We start from the raw sequence: 19,925 nt of genomic DNA on the forward strand, positions 1-19,925 counted from the left end.
TTTAAACTCATATGTCCGCTCTTTTCATTTTTAATAATTTACTAGTAGAGAACTTACTTTTTATTTTGCTTTGTTATTTTATAAAGTTCATTTTTAGCATGATGATTCGCTTCTTTGTTTTGGTTTCTAGGTACCCATCTTACAAAAAATAATTCGAAATGCTGTTCTAACTCTAACATCTTATCGTAATAAAGTTTGAATCTTTCATTTTTAACACTACCTTTATGAATACTATCTTCGATAAGTTTCGAATCTGTATACACTAAAGCTGTAGATATATCATGTTTAACAGCACATTCCAAAGCAAATATTAAAGATGCCCATTCAGCACTATGATTATCCATAACACCTAAATCTTTTGTATAGTGAAAACGTTCATTATCAATTGCTAACACGACCGCACATGCGCTTATGCCAGGATTACCAGCTGTAGCAGCATCAAAGTAAATTTTCGCCATAATTTCCACCTTTATCTATCAATATATGTTTATTTTATCAAACCAAGGACATATATACTATTTACTCGGCATTTAAATATTTGTGAAATTAAATGATATAGCTTATACTTTTAATTATTCCTACTAATAGAGTCGGATTTGAAAGGCGTTGATATATTTGAAAAATATGTTTATTATACACGGTTATCAAGCTACTACTGAAAGTCATTGGTTTGAGTGGTTAACTACCGAAATGAAGCGTTTTGGTTACTCTACGGAAATCGTATATTTACCGAATACAAACCATCCCGTTTTAGATGAATGGATCACAGCTATACAAAATAGTTTAGAAAATAAGCTAAATTCAGAAAGCATCATCGTTGCACATAGTTTAGGTGTCATAACTATACTTGATTATCTATCTAACCTAAAACACACTCCGAATATTAAAGGTCTATTTCTTATTTCTGGGTTTAATGAGCAATTAATAAATTTACCAGAACTTGATTGCTATATATCACAAACCCAGATTGATTATCGTAAGATTAATGCACAACACATCGTAACGATTGCCGGTAGCCATGACCCTATTGTTAATATTGAAGCAACCGACAGATTATCTCACGAATTGAACACAGAAACATTACGTGTATCACATAAAGGGCATTTCCTTGATAGCGATGGATATAAAACATTTGAGTTTCTAAAAAATCAAATCACTCATTCATTAAATAATAAAAACTCTAGAATTGGTAGTTAACCAATCCTAGAGTTTTTTAGTAACCTTCATCTAGTTTATTTATTTTACCCTTACGGTACATTGATTTAGCCCAATAACCAAAAGGAACGTTAAATATTGTTGATATTACTTTCAATAGGTAAGTAGTTATAAAAATCTCGAAAACTGCGGCATTTGGCATAGAACCAATAAATGCAATTGATACAAATAATGCAGTATCAATAATATTACTGATAATTGTACTACCATATGCTCTAATAATAAACGTTTTATCTGAACTAAAAAGTTTTTTTATTAAAGTAAATAGTAATACGTCTAGATGTTGGCCGATAATGTAAGCAATCACAGACCCCAATGCGATTCTAGGAACAAGGTTAAAGATACTTTCTAATGCTTGTTGTGAACTATCAATTGGCGATGGTGTGAAATGTAAAGACAATTGCATAACAATAATCATAACCAATGTAGAACTAAAACCTATCCAAACTGCACGTTTTGCAACTTTCCTACCATAAATATCATTTAATATGTCTGTCGCAAGATAGATAGAAGCGAACATGACATTACCCAAAGTTGCAGAAATCGTAAATATATCTACAGTTTTAATCACTTGAATATTTGCAATAATGGTACCTATTGCTATCCAAGCAATCAGACCATGTTTACCAAATAATCTATACATGGCTACTAATAAAAGAAACGTTACTAAAAATGTTACTACTCCAAATATTTCATTAAACAATTTATTTGCCTCCTAAATTTTGTTGATGCGGGTGTTTAGAAACCGCATATTAAACAACTAAATAATTCTATCAAATAAGACAAAAAATACAAGTACCTCAGATAAAATCATTGGTATAAGCTGATAAAAATTATGCATAAATTTTAAGATTAAACAAACATTGTTACAAATGATATAATGACTCTAAGTGTCAAAACCTTGTAAATTAAATGTATTTATTAGGGACATTTTATTTATAGAATAACAGGAGAGTGACGAGTATTCTAACTTATTCTGAAAAAGAAGCAATTGAAGCAATAGATCATCTAATGAATACGTATTGCAATAAATGCTTACTTAAACATCACATTAATAAAACCCAAGGAAAAACACATGCCCACCATTTTTGCATATCAGAATGTTCGGTAGGGAAAGAAATTAAACAATTAGGCAATGAGCTGCAATAATTAGGAGGAATTTTAAATGGAAATCGTAGAGGTATCACAAACACCAAACCCAAACACAATGAAAATCGTTTTACAATTATCAGGTGAAGACTATAAACCTAACACTTATACTTCTGTAAAAGATGGTCAACCTGATTTTATCAACGCAATACTTGAATTAGAAGGCATTAAGTCTATTTTTCAGGCCATGAATTTCATATCTGTAGATAAGAATTCCGATTCCAATTGGGACGACTTATTACCAAGAGTAACCGAAACATTGGAACATATTTAATAAGGAGGTTCTAAAAATGGAAATCGTACGTGTTGAACCAACGCCAAGTCCTAATACGATGAAAATTGTATTAAATGATAAGAGAAAAGATAACAAATCAAATACGTATAATACTATCCAAGATGACCAACCTAATTTTATCAATGACGTATTAGCCATAGAAGGTATTAAATCTATATTTTATGTTATGGATTTTCTTGCAATAGATAAAAAGCCAAAATACGACTGGGAGTCATTATTACCTAAAGTCACAGCTACATTAAATAATGATGTTGTAGAAATAGAAGACCCTATGCCAGATGAGCATTTTGGAGAAGTTAAGGCTGAAGTTTTAAAATTTAAAGGTATACCTTATCAAGTAAAACTAACAACTAATTCAGAAGAAAAACGCAAGCAATTACCAGAAATTTATATAGATAGCATGCTTGCAGCACAGAAAGACGACGATAATATCGTTTTTCAACGCAAATGGGAAGATTTAGGAGTTCGTTACGGTGAACTTGATGAAATTATGTCAGAAGTTTTCGAAGAGATATTAGCAGTTTATCCCCATGACAAATTAGAAACACTCGTACAAGATGCATTAAACACAGATGTAGTAATTCCTGAAAAGCATTACCAGCATGTGACACTTGAAACTTATCAGGCTACAGAAGATTGGAAAGAACGCTTAAGAATGTTGAAAGCTTTTCCAACACCAACAGAACAAGATTTCCCGTTATTAGGAGATGCTGTTAGTGAAGAAGAGAAAACACCTTTAAGACGTGAGGCTATCGTCTTACTTGGCATGGTAGAAGATACGGCTGTACTGCCATATCTATTCAAGGGTTTACACGATAAGAGCCCCGCAGTAAGACGAACTGCAGGTGACTGTTTAAGTGATTTAGGATTTAAACAAGCCTTACCCGAGATGGAAAAAGCATTAGACGACCCACAAAAAATTGTTAGATGGCGAGCAGCAATGTTCATCTTTGATGAAGGTGGCAAAGAGCAATTAGAATCTCTACATGCACATGTGAACGATCCAGCATATGAAGTAAAACTTCAAATCGAAATGGCGATTGAAAGAATTGAAAATGGGGATCAAGCTCTAGGCTCAGTTTGGAAGCAAATTGCTAACAGAAATAAAGTATAATTGTTAGAATATTTATTATAAGATTTTAAGGAGTGTTTGAAATGAATGCGTATGAAGCATATATGAACGAACTGGCTACACAAATGCGTAGCGAATTAACTGGGCGTGATTTTGAAAGTTTAGAAACTTCAGATGATGTGACAAACTATATGAACAACGTTTCACCAGACGACACTACATTCGTTGTAATCAATTCAACGTGTGGATGTGCAGCTGGTTTAGCTAGACCAGCTGCTGTAACCGTTGTAGAGCAAAATGAACAAAAACCAACAAATAAAGTAACTGTTTTTGCTGGTCAAGATAAAGAAGCTACTGAGACGATGCGAAATTACATTCAACAAGTACCATCAAGCCCATCGTATGCATTGTTTAAAGGACAAGAACTGAAACACTTTATTCCTCGTGAACACATTGAAGGTAGAGATATTCAAGATATATGCATGGATATCAAAGATGCCTTTGATGAGCACTGTTAAAGTAGCCAAAATATATTTTATCTTAAGTAAGTTAACTAATATAAATGCGAAGCGGTAAAATAATTTTATACAGTTTCAAATAAACACTAATAAAACAAATTGAAATGCCAACTTACTACATATCTATTTTCAATCTTGAGATATGTCTAAGTTGGCATTTATTTTTAAAAAATAATGCGACTTTTATAACGTTTACACTGAAATGTTGTATAATTTACCTAACATGCAATATTTTTACACAATCTTTTTTACACAATCTATAGTAAATTCTTTTATTTGTTGCTAATATCCAATAAGATTAAATAAAAATATAATTGAAAGGAGTGTGCTATTATGCTAAATAGTTTTGATCAATCTTACCATAATATGTGCGAAGAAATTCTTGAGATAGGAAAGCAAAAAAATGATCGTACAAATACAGGTACAATTTCTAAATTTGGACATCAACTCAGATTTGATTTATCAAAAGGGTTTCCTTTACTAACAACAAAAAAAGTTTCATTCAAATTAATAGCTACTGAATTATTGTGGTTTATTAAAGGGGATACAAACATCAAATATTTACTTCAATACAACAATAATATTTGGAATGAATGGGCTTTCGAAAATTACGTGAATTCATCAGATTATCACGGACCAGACATGACCAATTTTGGCCATAAAGCACAAACTGACGAAGCTTTTAATGCAATTTATAAAGAAGAAATGCAGAAATTCAAGCAACAAATTTTAAATGATAATGATTTCGCCTCAAAATACGGTGATTTAGGTAATGTTTATGGTAAACAATGGCGTGATTGGGAAGATAAACAAGGTAATCATTTCGATCAGTTAAAAACAGTAATTGATCAAATTAAAAATAACCCTAATTCTCGTAGGCATATTATTTCTGCATGGAATCCGACTGAAATTGATACAATGGCTTTGCCGCCATGTCATACAATGTTCCAATTTTATGTTCAAGACGGAAAATTGAGTTGTCAATTATATCAGAGAAGTGCGGATATATTCTTAGGTGTGCCATTTAACATTGCTAGTTATAGTTTGTTAACTCACTTAATAGCTAAAGAATGTGGTTTAGAAGTGGGCGAATTTGTGCATACTTTTGGTGATGCCCATATTTACTCAAATCATATCGATGCAATAGAAACACAATTATCACGTGAAAGTTTCGATCCACCTAAACTTAAAATTAATTCTGACGCTTCAATTTTTGATATAGATTATGAAGATTTAGAAATTGTAGATTATGAATCTCACCCTGCTATTAAAGCACCGATTGCAGTTTAAAAATAAGCTATTATTTAAATTAATAAACCTTTTACTATATAATTAAAACCACGAAATTTATAGATGCTTATTTATAATTTCACTATTAGGAGGAAAATTATGACACTATCAATACTAGTAGCTCATGACCAACAGCGTGTCATCGGGGTAAATAATCAATTACCTTGGCACTTACCTAGTGATTTGAAACATGTAAAAGCTTTAACCACGGGCAATACGCTAGTCATGGGCCGTGCAACATTCGATTCTATTGGGAAGCCGCTTCCTAATAGACGTAATGTTGTTTTAACAAGGAATAAATCATTCCATCATGAAGGTGTAGATGTCATACATTCAATGGAAGATATTTATAACTTACCAGGGCATGTATTCATTTTTGGTGGTCAATCTCTTTTTGAAGAAATGATTGATAAAGTTGATGATATGTATATCACTGTGATAGAGGATAAATATAATGGCGATACATTTTTCCCGCCATATACTTTTAAAGATTGGGAAGTTGAATCATCTGTTAAGGGGAAAATTGATGAAAAGAACACAATTCCTCACACTTTTTTACACTTGACGCGTAAGGAAACTTCATAGGAGGAAATTATGATGAAAAAGAAAATTGTAACCGATTCAACATCTGATTTATCACACGCGTATTTGTCTGATAATGATATACATGTGATACCACTTAATTTAACAATCAATGGCGAAGCCTATGTAGACCAAGTAGATATTTCATCTGAAGCATATATTCAAAAAATGCAAGAAGATGCAGATGTTAAAACAAGCCAACCAGCAATTGGTAAATTTATTGAAATGTACGATGAACTAGGTGCAGATGGTTCAGAGATTATAAGTATTCACATGACTTCAGGTTTAAGTGGCACATACCAAACAGCGCTACAAGCAAGTCAAATGAGTGATAGTAAAGTAACAGTAATTGATTCTAAATCAATTTCTTTCGGGTTAGGCTATCAAGTACAGCATATTGTAGACTGGAGTAATGAGGGATACGACACTGCAGATATCGTCTCTAAAATTACTGAATTACAAAAAAATATAAAACTATATGTTGTAATTGGTCAATTGAACCAACTAATTAAAGGTGGACGTATTAGTAAAACTAAAGGTTTGATAGGTAATATGATGAAAATTAAACCAATTGGTACGCTTGAAGATGGCAAAATCGAATTAATACACAATTCGAGAACTCAAAATGCAAGTGTACAATTTTTAAAGAAAGAGATTAGCGCATTTATAGGCGATAGAAATATAAAATCTATAGGAATTGCGCATGCAAATATTATTGAATTTGTAGATAAAGTAAAAAAACATTTTTCAGAAGAATTCAACTTTACACAGTTCGACACAAACGTAACAACACCTGTAATTAGTACGCATACAGGTCAAGGTGCGATTGGTCTAGTCGTGTTAAGATCATAAGAACTGTTAAGAAGCCGCTATAAATATACTTAATGTAATATGTCTTAATTAATAAATAAACAATTTTATAGCGTATCTCTTAAAATAATGGTAACTTTATGACAAAATAGATTTAGGAGGTATATTATGGCTTTTGCAACATTAGCTGGAGGTTGTTTTTGGTGTTTAGTTAAACCATTCACTTCATACCCAGGCATCGAGAGTGTTGTTTCTGGATACAGTGGTGGTCATACTGATAATCCTACTTATGAAAGTGTAAGTACTAATCAAACGGGTCATGTAGAAGCAGTTCAAATCACCTATAATCCGGAAATTACTTCCTTCGAAAATATATTAGATGTTTATTTTAAAACTTTTGATCCAACAGACAATGGCGGTCAATTCTTTGATCGTGGCGAACATTATGAGCCGGCAATTTTTTATCATGATGAAACGCAAAAAAAAGCTGCTGAAGCAAAGATACAACAATTAAACGAACAAGCTATATTTGATAAGCCTGTTATCACGCCCATTAAACCATATAAAAACTTTTATCCTGCTGAATATTATCATCAAGATTATTACAAAAAGAACCCGCTTCATTATGAACAGTATCAACGTGGTTCAGGACGCAAAGGTTTTATAGAAAAGCATTGGGGGAAACAAAATGATTAAAAAGAATAAGAATGATTTAAACGAAATGGAGTACTTAGTTACACAAGAAAATGGTACAGAACCTCCATTTCAAAATGAATATTGGAATCACTTTGATAAAGGTATCTATGTTGATAAAATTTCTGGAAAGCCATTATTCACTTCAGAAGAAAAATTTGAGTCAGATTGTGGTTGGCCAAGTTTTTCAAAAGCAATTGATAATGAAGAAATTATTGAACTTGTAGATAAAACATTCGGTATGGTAAGAACAGAAGTACGTTCAGAAGATGCCAATAGCCATTTGGGCCATGTTTTTAACGACGGACCAAAAGAAAGTGGTGGTTTGAGATATTGCATTAACTCTGCTGCAGTACAATTCATACCATACGACAAGCTAGAAGAACTAGGTTATGCAGATTTAATACCACATTTTGAAAAATAAGGAGCGAACAAGATATGTTTAAAAAATTATTCGGTAAAGGTAAAGAAGTAAATAAAGATAGCGCTATTTATGCACCACTTTCTGGAGAATATGTAAAAATTGAAGACATACCAGATCCAGTCTTCGCCCAAAAAATGATGGGTGAAGGTTTTGGCATTAATCCGTCGATTGGTGAAGTCGTTTCACCAATCGACGGTAAGGTAGACAATGTTTTCCCGACAAAACATGCTATTGGCCTAAAAGCTGATAACGGCTTAGAATTACTTGTTCATATTGGTTTAGATACTGTTCAATTAGACGGTCAAGGTTTCGATATTCTTGTCGAAAGTGGCGATACTGTAAACGTTGGAGATCCACTCCTTAAATTTGACTTAGACTACATCAAAGAACATGCTAAGTCTGTAATTTCTCCAATCATTATTACAAATTCTGATAATACATCTTCAATTTCTGTTTCTGATGTAACTACAGTTACAAAAGGTGAAACTAAAATCGTTGATGTAACAATGAACTAATGAAAGACCATTCATTTTATCAATTTGCACTTACGGCACGAGGCCGTAGAGATTCAAAAGGCGAATTAGCAGAAGAAATTTTTGATGACTTATCTTTCCCAAGACAAGAAAAAGATTTTCATATACTTTCTGAATATATCGAAACTCGAGGAGACTATACAGTTTCACTAGCCGTATTCGATGATTTATATGAAGAATATACAGAGTGGCTAAAATTTTAATACTTAAATAATTGAGGAGATATAGTAAAATATATTAAAATATTTAAGTATCATTTACAGGGCTGGGATTAAACTAAATGGTTCAATCCCAGCTAATTTTATTTTTACATATGTATTGGAAGTGATTAAATGTCAGATCATAAAGACATGAACGAGCAAAATATTGACGCTAGCGAAGATAAAGAGCACCAATCTTATCCAAAAACTTTTAAATTCAAACGCAGTTATTTCATTTTACTATTATTAGCTACCGTGATGATTACAGTAGTAATTACTGTTTTTGCTACAATAGGAATAAGTAATTGGAAAAGCGGCTTAACAAGTAACCAAAGGCAAGAAGTACAAAAAATAGAAGAAGTATATAAAACTTTAAACAATGAATACTACAAAGACACAAATCCAGAAAAACTCTCTTCTGCAGCAATTGATGGTATGGTAAAAGATTTAGGTGATCCTTATTCAGATTACATGACTAAAGATGAAACAAAATCCTTTAATGAAGATGTTTCTGGTGATTTTGTTGGTATAGGAGCAGAAATGCAAAAAAAAGGTGATAAAATTGAGATTACAAGTCCAATGAAACAATCACCAGCAGAAAAAGCAGGTATACAACCAAAAGACATCGTTAAAAAAGTTAATGGTAAATCTATAAAAGGACAGCCTTTAGAAGCTATTGTAAAAAAAGTGAGAGGTAAACAAGGTACAGAAGTTACTTTAACGATTGAACGAGCTAATCAAACTCATGATATTACAATTAAACGTGATAAAATCCATGTAAAAAGTGTTGAATATAAAAAACATAAAAATGTGGGCGTCTTTACAATTAATAAATTTCAAAATAGTACTTCTGGCGAACTCAAATCAGCATTGATTAAAGCACACGAAGATGGTGTACGTAAAATCGTTTTAGATTTACGTAATAATCCTGGTGGCCTTTTAGATGAAGCTGTAAAAATGGCTAATATTTTTATAGATAAAGGAAAACCTGTAGTTCAACTTGAGAAAGGTAAACACAAAGAAGAAATACAAACATCAAATGACGCATTAAAAGAAGGAAAAGATATGGATGTATCTATTTTAGTTAATAAAGGATCAGCAAGCGCATCAGAAGTTTTTACCGGGGCTATGAAAGACTATGGTAAGGCAAAAGTATATGGCTCTAAAACATTTGGTAAAGGCATTGTTCAAACAACACACGAATTTGATGACGGCTCTTTATTAAAATTCACTAATATGAAATGGTTAACACCAAAATCTCATTATATCCATGGCAAAGGGATTAAACCTGATACTAAAATAAACGAACCAGCATATCAATCTTTAAATGTAATCCCTAATGATAAAACATATAAGTTGGGTGATAATGACAAAAATGTTAAAACAATAAAAGTAGGTTTAACTGCATTAGGTCATAAGACGTCAAATGAATCCAAAGAATTTGATAGTTCATTAGAGACTGCCATTAAGTCATTCCAAAAAGAAAACGACTTAAAAGTAGATGGCACTTTTAATAAAGAAACAAATGCGAAGTTCACACAACAATTAGTAAATAAAGCTAATAAAGAAGACACTGTACTCAATAAACTTTTAAAAATAATAAATTAAAATTAGTGAGGTATAAGTTTCATGATTAGAATTGCTAACAAAAATGATTTGTTAAGTATATTAAATATTGTTGAAGAAGCTAAAGCGACGATGCAACAAGATAACAATAACCAATGGGATGAGCATTATCCATTAGGAGAACATTTCGAGAGAGATATAGAGAAAGAATCACTCTTTGTACTAGAAGAAAATGATAAAATTTATGCGTTTATTGTTATCGACCAAGAACAAGCAGAGTGGTATGATAATTTAGAATGGCCTGTTAATAGACAGGGTGCATATGTCATTCATAGGCTTGCCGGTTCAGCAAGCTATAAAGGGGCTGCAACACAATTATTTGATTTCGCAGTTAATCTTGCACTTGATCATGGCATTCATGTGATATTGACAGATACTTTTGCACTAAATAAGCGTGCGCAAGCTCTATTTAGTAAGTTTGAATTTAATAAAGTAGGCGAAGTAGAGATTGATTATCATCCTTTTAATAAAGGGGAACCATTTTATGCCTATTATAAAAAATTAGAAGAATAGAGGTAATAATATGACGAAAATCGCATTTACCGGTGGAGGCACAGTTGGCCATGTATCAGTTAATTTAAGTTTAATTCCTACTGCACTCGAAGAAGGTTACGAAGCTTTTTACATCGGTTCAAAAAATGGTATTGAACGTGAAATGATCGAATCTCAATTACCTTCTATCAAATATCATTCAATATCTAGCGGTAAATTGAGACGGTATGTATCATGGGATAATATCAAAGACGTTTTTAAAGTTTTAAAAGGTATTTTAGATGCAAGACGTGTATTAAAAAAGGAAAAACCTGATTTATTATTTTCCAAAGGTGGTTTTGTTTCTGTACCTGTAGTTATGGCTGCTAAATCATTAAAGATTCCTACTATTATACATGAATCTGATTTAACACCAGGCCTAGCAAATAAAATTTCACTCAAATTTGCTAAAAAGATTTATACGACATTTGAGGATACCTTGCAATTTTTACCTAAAGAAAAAGCGGATTTTGTAGGGGCAACTGTCCGAGAAGATCTTAAAACTGGTGACAAAATGAGAGGTTATCAACTCACAGAGTTTAATGATAACAAAAAAGTGCTATTAGTCATGGGAGGCAGTTTAGGAAGTAAAAAGCTTAATAGTATCATCAGAGAAAATCTTGATGCATTGCAGACATCATATCAGATTATTCATTTAACAGGTAAAGGCCTAATCGATGAACAATATACGAATGAAAAAGATTATATTCAATTTGACTTTGTTAAAGATGATTTAACCGATTTACTTGCTATTACTGACACAGTAATTAGTCGTGCAGGTTCAAATGCAATTTATGAATTCTTAGCGCTTCGTATACCGATGCTTCTAATACCATTAGGACTCGACCAATCCCGAGGCGATCAAATTGATAACGCTAAGAACTTTGAAGCTAAAGGTTTTGGTAAAACGATCCCTGAAGATGCTTTAACAGAACAAAAATTAATAGATCAATTAAATGATATTGAAACGAATCGTGATACAATAATTAATCAAATGCAAACGTATAAAGAAAGCTTCACACGACAAGATTTATTTAGAAAAATAATTAAAGACGCATTAAATTAATAAGGAGGTTATGCAATGAGTCGTTGGAAAAGAATATCTTTACTCATCATTTTCACGTTAATATTTGGCATCATTGCATTCTTCCACGAATCTAGGCTAGGTAAGTGGATTGATAACGAAGTCTATGAGTTTATATATTCTTCCGAAAGTTTTATCACTACAACTATTTTCCTTGGGGTGACTAAAATTGGAGAAGTTTGGGCAATGGTTTGTTTATCGCTTTTATTAATAGCTTATTTAATGTTAAAGCGCTTAAATATTGAAGCACTATTTTTTGCAATTGCTATGGGATTATCAAGTACACTAAATCCACTATTAAAAAATATCTTTGATAGAGAACGTCCAACATTACTTAGACTCATAGATATCTCAGGTTTCAGCTTTCCAAGTGGTCATGCAATGGGCTCTGCAGCATTTTTTGGTAGCACCATGTACATTGCCAATCAAGCAATGAAAGGAAAATCAAAAGCATTCATGATTGGTTTATCTGCTTTATTTATTATTATGATTTCAACATCGCGCGTGTATCTTGGCGTGCATTATCCTACCGATATTATTGCAGGTATTATCGGAGGTGCATTCTGCGTAATTCTATCAACATTAATATTACGCCACAAGTTACAAATTTAATTCTTTTCAATTCAATGCTCTCCTAAAAGTTCATACTTTGCGAGAGCATTTTTGTATTAACTTAATAGAGCAACAACTTAAATGAAATTATAAACTGATAGATTATTAACATAAAAAAGGCAGCTAAATGATAATTAAATCATCTTACTGCCTTTTTATGTGTCAAAATTTATTATAAAAACCGATTTTACAAAGTAAAACCGGTTTTTATATTCACGTTGTCTCGCAACGTTAGTCTTTTACGGGCATATAAAAGGGGATATTTTTGAAAATGATCAATCCAATTAAGAACGAAATATGTGTGGGGGGGAATGTCTTAAGTTTGGAATTGATAATCATTTTCAATTACATTATACAACAATGAGAATGATTGTCAATTAAATTTTCTAAATTTTTTCATTTCATAAGAAAACTCTATAAACTTGCATTAATCACATTAATTCATCATGTCTTTTAATATATAATTATTTTTAGTAATGACTTTCTACAATGGGCTATTTCATTTAATATATAACTTGAGGTGTTACTTATGACAAAAATTTTAATAGTGGAAGATGAACAAAATCTTGCTCGTTTTATTGAACTTGAACTCGAGCATGAAAATTATGAGGTCGACATTGAATATGATGGACAACCTGGTCTAGATAAAGCGTTAACTAATGATTATGATTTAATCCTCTTAGACTTAATGCTACCAAATATAAACGGCCTAGAAATATGTAGACAAATTCGCCAACAACAAACTACGCCAATTATCATTATTACAGCAAAAAGCGATACATATGATAAAGTAGCTGGATTAGATTACGGCGCAGATGATTATATTGTAAAACCATTTGATATAGAAGAATTATTGGCTAGAATTCGCGCTATGTTACGACGCCAGCCACAAAAAAATGTAATTGATATTAAAGGTATTATCATTGATAAAGATGCATTTAAGGTAACTGTCGATGGCCATCCTTTAGATTTAACTAAAACAGAGTATGATTTATTATATCTATTAGCAGATAATAAAAATCATGTATTACAAAGAGAACAAATTATCACGGATGTATGGGGATATGACACAGAAGTAGAAACAAACGTCGTTGATGTTTATATCCGCTATTTAAGAAATAAACTTAAACCATTTGGCAAAGATAAATGTATAGAAACTGTTCGTGGCGTTGGGTATGTGATTAGACAATGAAGCAACGTAAATTAAAAACTAAATGGATGATGATTACTACAACCATTACATTTTTAACTATATTCGTATTTAGTCTAATTATTATATTCTTTTTAAGTAGCTCTCTCAGACATAATGAATTAAGTGAAGCTAATCGTAGTTCTAAAGACATTGTCCAATTATTTGAATCTAAAAACATTGATCATATAACGCCATTGGACTTAAATGCTTCATTAGGAAATTTTCAAAAAGTGATTCTCTTTGATAATAATGAAAAAAAATTAATCGAAACCTCAAATGACAATTCAATTACATACTCACCTGAAGTAGTGCCTAAAGATAGGAATAATATCGTGATTAAAAAACATCACAACACTGATTATTTAATCATCACGGACTATATAGATTCACCAAAATTCAAAGGCTACAGTGTGATTATACATTCCTTAGAAGATTATAATGCACTCGTTAACTCTCTTTACTTTATCGCATTAATATTTGGGGTAATTGCAACGTTTATTACAGCAATTATTAGTTATTTCTTTTCATCACAAATTACAAAACCTTTAATATTAATGTCTAACAAAATGCAACAAATACGTCGAGATGGTTTCCAAGAAAAAGTTGAGCTCTCTACAAATTACGAAGAAACGGATAACTTAATCGCTACGTTCAATGAAATGATGTTTCAGTTAGAAGAATCTTTTAATCAACAAAGACAATTCGTCGAAGATGCTTCACATGAACTTCGAACGCCTTTACAAATTATACAAGGCCATTTGAATTTGATTAATAGATGGGGCAAAAAAGATGCAGCTGTTTTAGAGGAATCTTTAGATATCTCGTTAGAGGAAATGTCTAGAATTACAAAATTGGTAGAAGAATTATTATTACTTACGAAAGAAAATAATAACAGTCGTGATGGAAATATTGAAAATGTAGAAATCAATGCAGAAATTACGTCACGAATTAAATCCTTAAAGCAACTTCACGAAGATTATACTTTTGAATTTGACGCGTTTCCTAAGCCACTAAATATAAAAATCGATCGCTATCAATTAGAACAAGTCTTGATTATTTTTATTGATAACGCTATGAAATATGACCAAGTTAACAAACATATTCGTATTCAGACAAGGTTAAGAAATAAACAAACATCTATAGAAATTACAGATCATGGTGTTGGCATTCCCAAGGAAGACATTGAATTCATCTTTGATAGATTCTACAGAGTAGATAAATCACGTTCACGTAAACTAGGCGGTAATGGACTGGGTCTATCAATCGCCAAAAAAATAATAGAGTTAAATCATGGTAAGATCCAAGTAGATAGTGTGGTAGGTCAATATACAACTTTTAAAATCACATTTTAATAATGCTTTGATTAACTTTCAAATCATAGTACGAGACAAAATCATTTGCATTATAATTTAAAAATATCTTCAGTGTGAGTTAATTCTAATCTATTGTTGTTCGAAAAATGTACAAGTGACACTCCTTATAGCAAACAAAGTACACTTAAAACGAACTTTTTCACCATTATAATTACTTACTGGCGGTGAGAAAGAAATCTTATTATTATAAATAGATTTCTTTCTCACCTCTTTTTTCGTATAAGTAAGTTATTGGTACTTTAATTTGTATATATTTAATGCTATTATTGATTTGTAAGCGTTTCAACTATTTTGTGGAGGGTGTAATATGAGCAACGAAAGTCAGGTTTCCGAGGCACCTGTAAATTTCGGAGCAAATCTTGGATATGTTTTAGATTTATATGATATATATCTAAATGATCCTAGTGCAGTTCCTGAAGATTTGCAAGTCCTTTTTAGTACAATTAAAAACGGTGAAGCAAACATCACAACAAATAATGAAGGTCAGAGTAACATAACTAAAGGGGATAGCACAATCAAACGTGTTATGCGCCTTATAGATAATATTCGTCAATATGGGCATTTATTGGCAGATATTTATCCAGTAAATAGACCAAAAAGAGAAAATGTTCCCAAGTTAACAATCGAAGATTTTAATTTGGATAAGGAAACACTTGAATCTATTTCAGCCGGTATTGTTTCTGACCATTTTAAAGACATTTATGATAATGCATACGAAGCAATTGTGCGTATGGAAAAACGTTACAAAGGTCCAATTGCCTTTGAATATACCCACATTAATAACAACAGAGAACGTGTGTGGTTAAAACGTAGAATTGAAACTCCATATAAAGCAACATTAAATGATAATCAAAAAATTGAACTATTTAAAAACTTAGCCCACGTTGAAGGTTTTGAAAAGTATTTACACAAAAATTTTGTTGGAGCTAAACGTTTCTCCATCGAAGGTGTTGATACTCTTGTACCTATGCTACAACAAACAATGAGAATTGCTAGCGACGAAGGCATCCAAAATATCCAAATAGGTATGGCTCATCGTGGTAGATTAAATGTTTTAACACATGTTTTAGAAAAACCATATGAAATGATGATTTCTGAATTTATGCACACAGATCCTATGAAATTCTTACCTGAAGATGGCAGCTTAGAATTAACATCGGGTTGGTCTGGTGACGTTAAGTATCATCTTGGTGGGGTGAAAACAACTCAATCATATGGTATTAAGCAAAAGATTTCCTTGGCTAACAATCCAAGTCATTTAGAAATCGTATCACCAGTAGTCCTTGGTAAAACACGTGCTAATCAAGATACAACAGATAAACCAGGCTCAGTAACTACCGAATTCATAAAATCTATGCCTATATTAATTCATGGTGACGCCGCTTATCCTGGGCAAGGTATTAATTTTGAAGCTATGAACTTAGGTAATTTAGATGGATATTCAACAGGTGGTTCACTTCACATTATTACAAATAACCGTATTGGCTTTACAACCGAACCGCAAGATGGACGTTCTACAACATATTCCTCAGATGTTGCAAAAGGATATGACGTTCCAATCATGCATGTAAATGCTGATAATGTTGAGGCGACAATTGAAGCAATTGAAATTGCTATGGCGTTCAGAAAAGAATTCCATAAAGATGTAGTCATCGATTTAGTTGGTTATCGTCGCTACGGACATAATGAAATGGATGAACCATCAATTACAAACCCACTACCATATCATGAAATACGTAAACATGAGTCAGTTGAAATCTTATATGGTAAACAACTTGTCAGTGATAATATCATTTCAGAAGATGAAATGAATGATATTATTGATGAAGTTCAAAAAACTTTAAGAGCTGCTCATGACAAAATTGATAAAAACGACAAAATGGACAACCCAGAAATGCAAAGACCTGAAAGTTTAGCAGAACCAATACAAAATGACGACTCGGAGTTAAGCTTTGAGCAATTAAAAGAAATTAATGATGCAATGCTTACTTATCCATCGAATTTCAATGTATTGAAAAAACTAAATAAAGTACTAGAGAAACGTAAAGAGCCATTTGAAAGTGAAGATGGATTAGTTGACTGGGCTCAAGCAGAACAATTAGCTTTTGCAACTATTACTCAAAATGGAACACCTATACGTTTAACTGGTCAAGATAGTGAACGTGGTACATTCAGTCACCGTCACGCTGTATTACACGATCCAGATACTGGCGAACAGTATGTGCCATTACACAACGTGCCTGATCAAAAAGCAACGTTTGAAGTGCATAACTCTCCATTGTCAGAAGCCGCTGTTGTAGGTTTTGAATATGGCTATAATGTACAAAACAAATCATGTATGACTATTTGGGAAGCACAATATGGGGACTTTTCAAACATGGCTCAAATGATTTTTGACAACTTCTTATTTAGTTCACGCGCTAAATGGGGAGAACGTTCAGGACTGACTTTATTCTTGCCACATTCATTTGAAGGACAAGGCCCAGAACACTCATCTGCACGTTTAGAAAGATTTTTACAATTAGCTGGTGAAAATAATTCAACTATCGTTAATTTATCTAGTTCAAGTAACTATTTCCATTTATTACGTGCTCAGGCGGCTAACCTTGGTACACAGTCTATGAGACCATTAGTAGTTATGTCACCGAAGAGTTTATTACGTAATAAGACTGTTGCAGATCCTATCAGTAAATTCACTTCCGGTAAATTCGAACCAATTTTACCAGAAGATCACGATAAAGCATCAGTGAAAAAAGTTATTTTAGCATCAGGTAAAATGTTCATTGATTTAAAAGAGTATTTGGCTAAAAATCCAAATGATTCAATTTTAATCGTAGCAGTAGAAAGACTTTATCCTTTCCCTGCTGATGAAATTAATGCATTATTAAACGAATTACCTAATTTAGAAAATGTAGCTTGGGTACAAGAAGAACCTAAGAACCAAGGTGCATGGTCATTCGTCTATCCTTATCTAAAAGAATTAACAACTGATAAATACGATTTAAGTTATCACGGTCGTATCCAACGTTCAGCTCCTGCTGAAGGTGATGGTGAAATTCACAAACTCGTACAAAATATGATAATCGAACAAAGTACAAACATTAACTAGGGGGAAGTTAAGCATGCCAGAGGTAAAAGTTCCAGAATTAGCAGAATCCATAACAGAAGGTACCATTGCAGAATGGTTAAAACAAGTAGGTGATAGCGTAGATAAAGGTGAAGCTATTGTTGAATTAGAGACAGATAAAGTTAACGTTGAAGTTGTTTCAGAAGAAGCAGGTGTGCTTCAAGAATTATTGGCTGACGAAGGCGACACAGTAGAAGTTGGTCAAGCCATTGCAGTAGTTGGAGAAGGCAGTGGTAATAATACTTCTGAGTCACCAACGAAACAAGAAGATACAAAAGCAACTGACAATTCAAATAACGAACAACAATCTTCTGAATCAACAGAAAGCAAACCAGAAGCGTCATCACAAGATAACGGCCAACGAGTAAATGCTACACCATCTGCTCGTAAATACGCTCGTGAAAAAGGTATTGACTTATCTGAAGTATCACCATCTTCTAACGATGTAGTGAGAAAATCTCATGTTGATCAAAGTCAAAAACAATCAAGCACTCAACAATCACAACCAGCTGCTAAAGAAGAAACTAAAAAACCAGCACAACAAAACCCATCAAAACCAGTTATTAGAGAAAAAATGTCTCGTCGTAAGAAAACAGCTGCCAAAAAATTATTAGAAGTATCTAATAATACAGCTATGTTAACTACTTTCAACGAAATCGATATGACAAATGTTATGGACTTACGTAAACGTAAGAAAGAACAATTCATCAAGGATCATGATGGTACGAAACTTGGTTTCATGTCATTCTTTACAAAAGCAGCTGTAGCAGCATTGAAAAAATATCCAGAAGTAAATGCTGAAATTGATGGCGATGACATGATAACTAAACAATATTATGATATCGGTGTTGCAGTTTCTACAGAAGACGGTTTACTTGTACCTTTTGTTAGAGATTGCGATAAGAAAAACTTTGCTGAAATAGAAGACGAAATTGGTAATTTAGCTAAAAAAGCGCGTGACAAAAAACTTGGATTAGATGATATGGTTAACGGATCATTTACAATCACAAATGGCGGCATCTTTGGTTCAATGATGTCTACACCTATCATTAACGGTAGTCAAGCTGCGATTTTAGGTATGCACTCAATTATCACTCGTCCAATTGCTATCGATGCAGATACAATTGAAAACCGTCCAATGATGTACATCGCTTTAAGCTATGACCACAGAATCATTGATGGTAAAGAAGCTGTAGGTTTCTTAAAAACAATTAAAGAATTAATTGAAAATCCAGAAGACTTACTATTAGAATCTTAATCCACAACACAAAATAGTTTACTAACCCTAATACAACGGCGTTCAGCGTCGTTGTATTTTTATGTATTTATATATAATTTAAAAAGCACCTAATAAAAAACTATCAAAATTACATAGTGTCATGTATTAAAAAAGCATAGAAAACAAAAGGAAGTGTCATATAAGCATAATTTTCAAATTAATGGGGGACAAAGCCAGAATTTCTATTGTTAAGCTAAATACACCTTTAAAATGCAAATTTTAATTACATAACACTTAGGAATTTAAAAAACACACTTTCGCAATGATAAAATATGCACAATATAAAATTGTTATTATAAAGTGTGAAGTATAAATTTAAA

At 32.3% G+C, this 19,925-nt stretch carries 22 protein-coding genes; 20 read left to right on the forward strand and 2 right to left on the reverse strand.

The annotated features are described in order from the left end of the window. Positions 1-53 precede the first annotated feature (53 nt). Positions 54-458, reverse strand: coding sequence for a ribonuclease HI family protein (locus tag ACM591_RS08475; protein ID WP_326026731.1), 405 nt, complete (start codon positions 456-458; stop codon positions 54-56). Positions 459-624: 166 nt separating this feature from the next. Between ACM591_RS08475 and ACM591_RS08480 the strand changes: the two genes are divergently transcribed. Next, the gene (locus ACM591_RS08480) at positions 625-1,197 is read left to right on the forward strand and encodes an RBBP9/YdeN family alpha/beta hydrolase (protein WP_306810317.1); all 573 of its coding nucleotides are present in this window, start codon (positions 625-627) and stop codon (positions 1,195-1,197) included. Between the two features lie 16 nt (positions 1,198-1,213). On the opposite strand, the gene ACM591_RS08485 is transcribed toward ACM591_RS08480, so the two are convergent. Beyond that, positions 1,214-1,918, reverse strand: coding sequence for a queuosine precursor transporter (locus ACM591_RS08485; RefSeq protein ID WP_029377282.1), 705 nt, complete (start codon positions 1,916-1,918; stop codon positions 1,214-1,216). A gap of 251 nt (positions 1,919-2,169) precedes the next feature. On the opposite strand from ACM591_RS08485, the gene ACM591_RS08490 reads away from it, so the two are divergent. From ACM591_RS08490 to sucB, 19 genes are all read left to right on the forward strand, one after another. Continuing rightward, complete coding sequence (locus tag ACM591_RS08490; RefSeq protein ID WP_029377283.1) at positions 2,170-2,364, forward strand: zinc-finger domain-containing protein; 195 nt, start codon at positions 2,170-2,172, stop codon at positions 2,362-2,364. Between the two features lie 16 nt (positions 2,365-2,380). Further along, positions 2,381-2,638: a NifU N-terminal domain-containing protein gene (locus tag ACM591_RS08495; RefSeq protein ID WP_029377284.1), complete on the forward strand. Its 258-nt coding sequence runs from the start codon at positions 2,381-2,383 to the stop codon at positions 2,636-2,638. 16 nt (positions 2,639-2,654) lie between these two features. Next, the gene (locus ACM591_RS08500) at positions 2,655-3,773 is read left to right on the forward strand and encodes a conserved virulence factor C family protein (RefSeq protein WP_326007727.1); all 1,119 of its coding nucleotides are present in this window, start codon (positions 2,655-2,657) and stop codon (positions 3,771-3,773) included. A gap of 41 nt (positions 3,774-3,814) precedes the next feature. Further along, on the forward strand, positions 3,815-4,249 hold the full coding sequence (gene brxA / locus ACM591_RS08505) for a bacilliredoxin BrxA (RefSeq protein WP_029377286.1): 435 nt from the start codon (positions 3,815-3,817) through the stop codon (positions 4,247-4,249). A gap of 333 nt (positions 4,250-4,582) precedes the next feature. Beyond that, positions 4,583-5,539, forward strand: coding sequence for a thymidylate synthase (locus tag ACM591_RS08510; RefSeq protein ID WP_029377287.1), 957 nt, complete (start codon positions 4,583-4,585; stop codon positions 5,537-5,539). 99 nt (positions 5,540-5,638) lie between these two features. After that, positions 5,639-6,124, forward strand: a complete 486-nt coding sequence (locus ACM591_RS08515) for a dihydrofolate reductase (protein WP_029377288.1) — start codon at positions 5,639-5,641, stop codon at positions 6,122-6,124. 9 nt (positions 6,125-6,133) lie between these two features. Beyond that, positions 6,134-6,973, forward strand: coding sequence for a DegV family protein (locus tag ACM591_RS08520; protein ID WP_029377289.1), 840 nt, complete (start codon positions 6,134-6,136; stop codon positions 6,971-6,973). A 126-nt stretch (positions 6,974-7,099) separates the two neighbouring features. After that, positions 7,100-7,627 (forward strand): peptide-methionine (S)-S-oxide reductase MsrA, encoded by a 528-nt coding sequence (msrA, locus tag ACM591_RS08525; RefSeq protein WP_029377290.1) that lies wholly within the window; start codon positions 7,100-7,102, stop codon positions 7,625-7,627. Beyond that, complete coding sequence (gene msrB, locus ACM591_RS08530; RefSeq protein ID WP_029377291.1) at positions 7,620-8,048, forward strand: peptide-methionine (R)-S-oxide reductase MsrB; 429 nt, start codon at positions 7,620-7,622, stop codon at positions 8,046-8,048. Before msrA ends, msrB begins: the two co-directional genes overlap by 8 nt. 14 nt (positions 8,049-8,062) lie before the next feature. After that, the gene (locus ACM591_RS08535) at positions 8,063-8,563 is read left to right on the forward strand and encodes a PTS sugar transporter subunit IIA (protein ID WP_029377292.1); all 501 of its coding nucleotides are present in this window, start codon (positions 8,063-8,065) and stop codon (positions 8,561-8,563) included. Next, positions 8,563-8,784, forward strand: a complete 222-nt coding sequence (locus ACM591_RS08540) for a YozE family protein (RefSeq protein WP_326026730.1) — start codon at positions 8,563-8,565, stop codon at positions 8,782-8,784. Before ACM591_RS08535 ends, ACM591_RS08540 begins: the two co-directional genes overlap by 1 nt. A 129-nt stretch (positions 8,785-8,913) precedes the next feature. After that, positions 8,914-10,389, forward strand: coding sequence for a S41 family peptidase (locus ACM591_RS08545; RefSeq protein WP_326026729.1), 1,476 nt, complete (start codon positions 8,914-8,916; stop codon positions 10,387-10,389). Positions 10,390-10,410: 21 nt separating this feature from the next. Further along, positions 10,411-10,920: a GNAT family N-acetyltransferase gene (locus tag ACM591_RS08550; RefSeq protein WP_217971563.1), complete on the forward strand. Its 510-nt coding sequence runs from the start codon at positions 10,411-10,413 to the stop codon at positions 10,918-10,920. A gap of 10 nt (positions 10,921-10,930) precedes the next feature. Next, positions 10,931-12,004, forward strand: coding sequence for an undecaprenyldiphospho-muramoylpentapeptide beta-N-acetylglucosaminyltransferase (locus ACM591_RS08555; protein ID WP_029377296.1), 1,074 nt, complete (start codon positions 10,931-10,933; stop codon positions 12,002-12,004). Positions 12,005-12,019: 15 nt separating this feature from the next. Further along, positions 12,020-12,634 (forward strand): phosphatase PAP2 family protein, encoded by a 615-nt coding sequence (locus ACM591_RS08560; protein WP_326026726.1) that lies wholly within the window; start codon positions 12,020-12,022, stop codon positions 12,632-12,634. A 529-nt stretch (positions 12,635-13,163) separates the two neighbouring features. Then, complete coding sequence (locus ACM591_RS08565; RefSeq protein ID WP_038678495.1) at positions 13,164-13,826, forward strand: response regulator transcription factor; 663 nt, start codon at positions 13,164-13,166, stop codon at positions 13,824-13,826. Then, positions 13,823-15,178: a HAMP domain-containing histidine kinase gene (locus ACM591_RS08570; RefSeq protein ID WP_326026725.1), complete on the forward strand. Its 1,356-nt coding sequence runs from the start codon at positions 13,823-13,825 to the stop codon at positions 15,176-15,178. Before ACM591_RS08565 ends, ACM591_RS08570 begins: the two co-directional genes overlap by 4 nt. Before the next feature lie 328 nt (positions 15,179-15,506). Then, a complete protein-coding gene (locus ACM591_RS08575) occupies positions 15,507-18,308 on the forward strand; it encodes a 2-oxoglutarate dehydrogenase E1 component (protein WP_326026724.1) in 2,802 nt (933 codons plus the stop codon). A gap of 13 nt (positions 18,309-18,321) precedes the next feature. Further along, complete coding sequence (sucB, locus tag ACM591_RS08580; protein WP_326026723.1) at positions 18,322-19,584, forward strand: dihydrolipoyllysine-residue succinyltransferase; 1,263 nt, start codon at positions 18,322-18,324, stop codon at positions 19,582-19,584. Positions 19,585-19,925 lie beyond the last annotated feature (341 nt).

This window comes from Staphylococcus sp. Ze2 (assembly GCF_048568365.1).
GTDB classification, from domain to species: domain Bacteria; phylum Bacillota; class Bacilli; order Staphylococcales; family Staphylococcaceae; genus Staphylococcus; species Staphylococcus xylosus.

Bases quoted from the DNA above. Each gene is read 5' to 3' on its own strand.
- ACM591_RS08475 (WP_326026731.1), bottom strand. From the start codon at position 458: ATGGCGAAAATTTACTTTGATGCTGCTACAGCTGGTAATCCTGGCATA.
- ACM591_RS08480 (WP_306810317.1), top strand. From the start codon at position 625: ATGTTTATTATACACGGTTATCAAGCTACTACTGAAAGTCATTGGTTT.
- ACM591_RS08495 (WP_029377284.1), top strand. From the start codon at position 2,381: ATGGAAATCGTAGAGGTATCACAAACACCAAACCCAAACACAATGAAA.
- ACM591_RS08500 (WP_326007727.1), top strand. From the start codon at position 2,655: ATGGAAATCGTACGTGTTGAACCAACGCCAAGTCCTAATACGATGAAA.
- brxA (WP_029377286.1), top strand. From the start codon at position 3,815: ATGAATGCGTATGAAGCATATATGAACGAACTGGCTACACAAATGCGT.
- ACM591_RS08510 (WP_029377287.1), top strand. From the start codon at position 4,583: ATGCTAAATAGTTTTGATCAATCTTACCATAATATGTGCGAAGAAATT.
- ACM591_RS08515 (WP_029377288.1), top strand. From the start codon at position 5,639: ATGACACTATCAATACTAGTAGCTCATGACCAACAGCGTGTCATCGGG.
- ACM591_RS08520 (WP_029377289.1), top strand. From the start codon at position 6,134: ATGATGAAAAAGAAAATTGTAACCGATTCAACATCTGATTTATCACAC.
- msrA (WP_029377290.1), top strand. From the start codon at position 7,100: ATGGCTTTTGCAACATTAGCTGGAGGTTGTTTTTGGTGTTTAGTTAAA.
- msrB (WP_029377291.1), top strand. From the start codon at position 7,620: ATGATTAAAAAGAATAAGAATGATTTAAACGAAATGGAGTACTTAGTT.
- ACM591_RS08535 (WP_029377292.1), top strand. From the start codon at position 8,063: ATGTTTAAAAAATTATTCGGTAAAGGTAAAGAAGTAAATAAAGATAGC.
- ACM591_RS08540 (WP_326026730.1), top strand. From the start codon at position 8,563: ATGAAAGACCATTCATTTTATCAATTTGCACTTACGGCACGAGGCCGT.
- ACM591_RS08545 (WP_326026729.1), top strand. From the start codon at position 8,914: ATGTCAGATCATAAAGACATGAACGAGCAAAATATTGACGCTAGCGAA.
- ACM591_RS08550 (WP_217971563.1), top strand. From the start codon at position 10,411: ATGATTAGAATTGCTAACAAAAATGATTTGTTAAGTATATTAAATATT.
- ACM591_RS08555 (WP_029377296.1), top strand. From the start codon at position 10,931: ATGACGAAAATCGCATTTACCGGTGGAGGCACAGTTGGCCATGTATCA.
- ACM591_RS08560 (WP_326026726.1), top strand. From the start codon at position 12,020: ATGAGTCGTTGGAAAAGAATATCTTTACTCATCATTTTCACGTTAATA.
- ACM591_RS08565 (WP_038678495.1), top strand. From the start codon at position 13,164: ATGACAAAAATTTTAATAGTGGAAGATGAACAAAATCTTGCTCGTTTT.
- ACM591_RS08570 (WP_326026725.1), top strand. From the start codon at position 13,823: ATGAAGCAACGTAAATTAAAAACTAAATGGATGATGATTACTACAACC.
- ACM591_RS08575 (WP_326026724.1), top strand. From the start codon at position 15,507: ATGAGCAACGAAAGTCAGGTTTCCGAGGCACCTGTAAATTTCGGAGCA.
- sucB (WP_326026723.1), top strand. From the start codon at position 18,322: ATGCCAGAGGTAAAAGTTCCAGAATTAGCAGAATCCATAACAGAAGGT.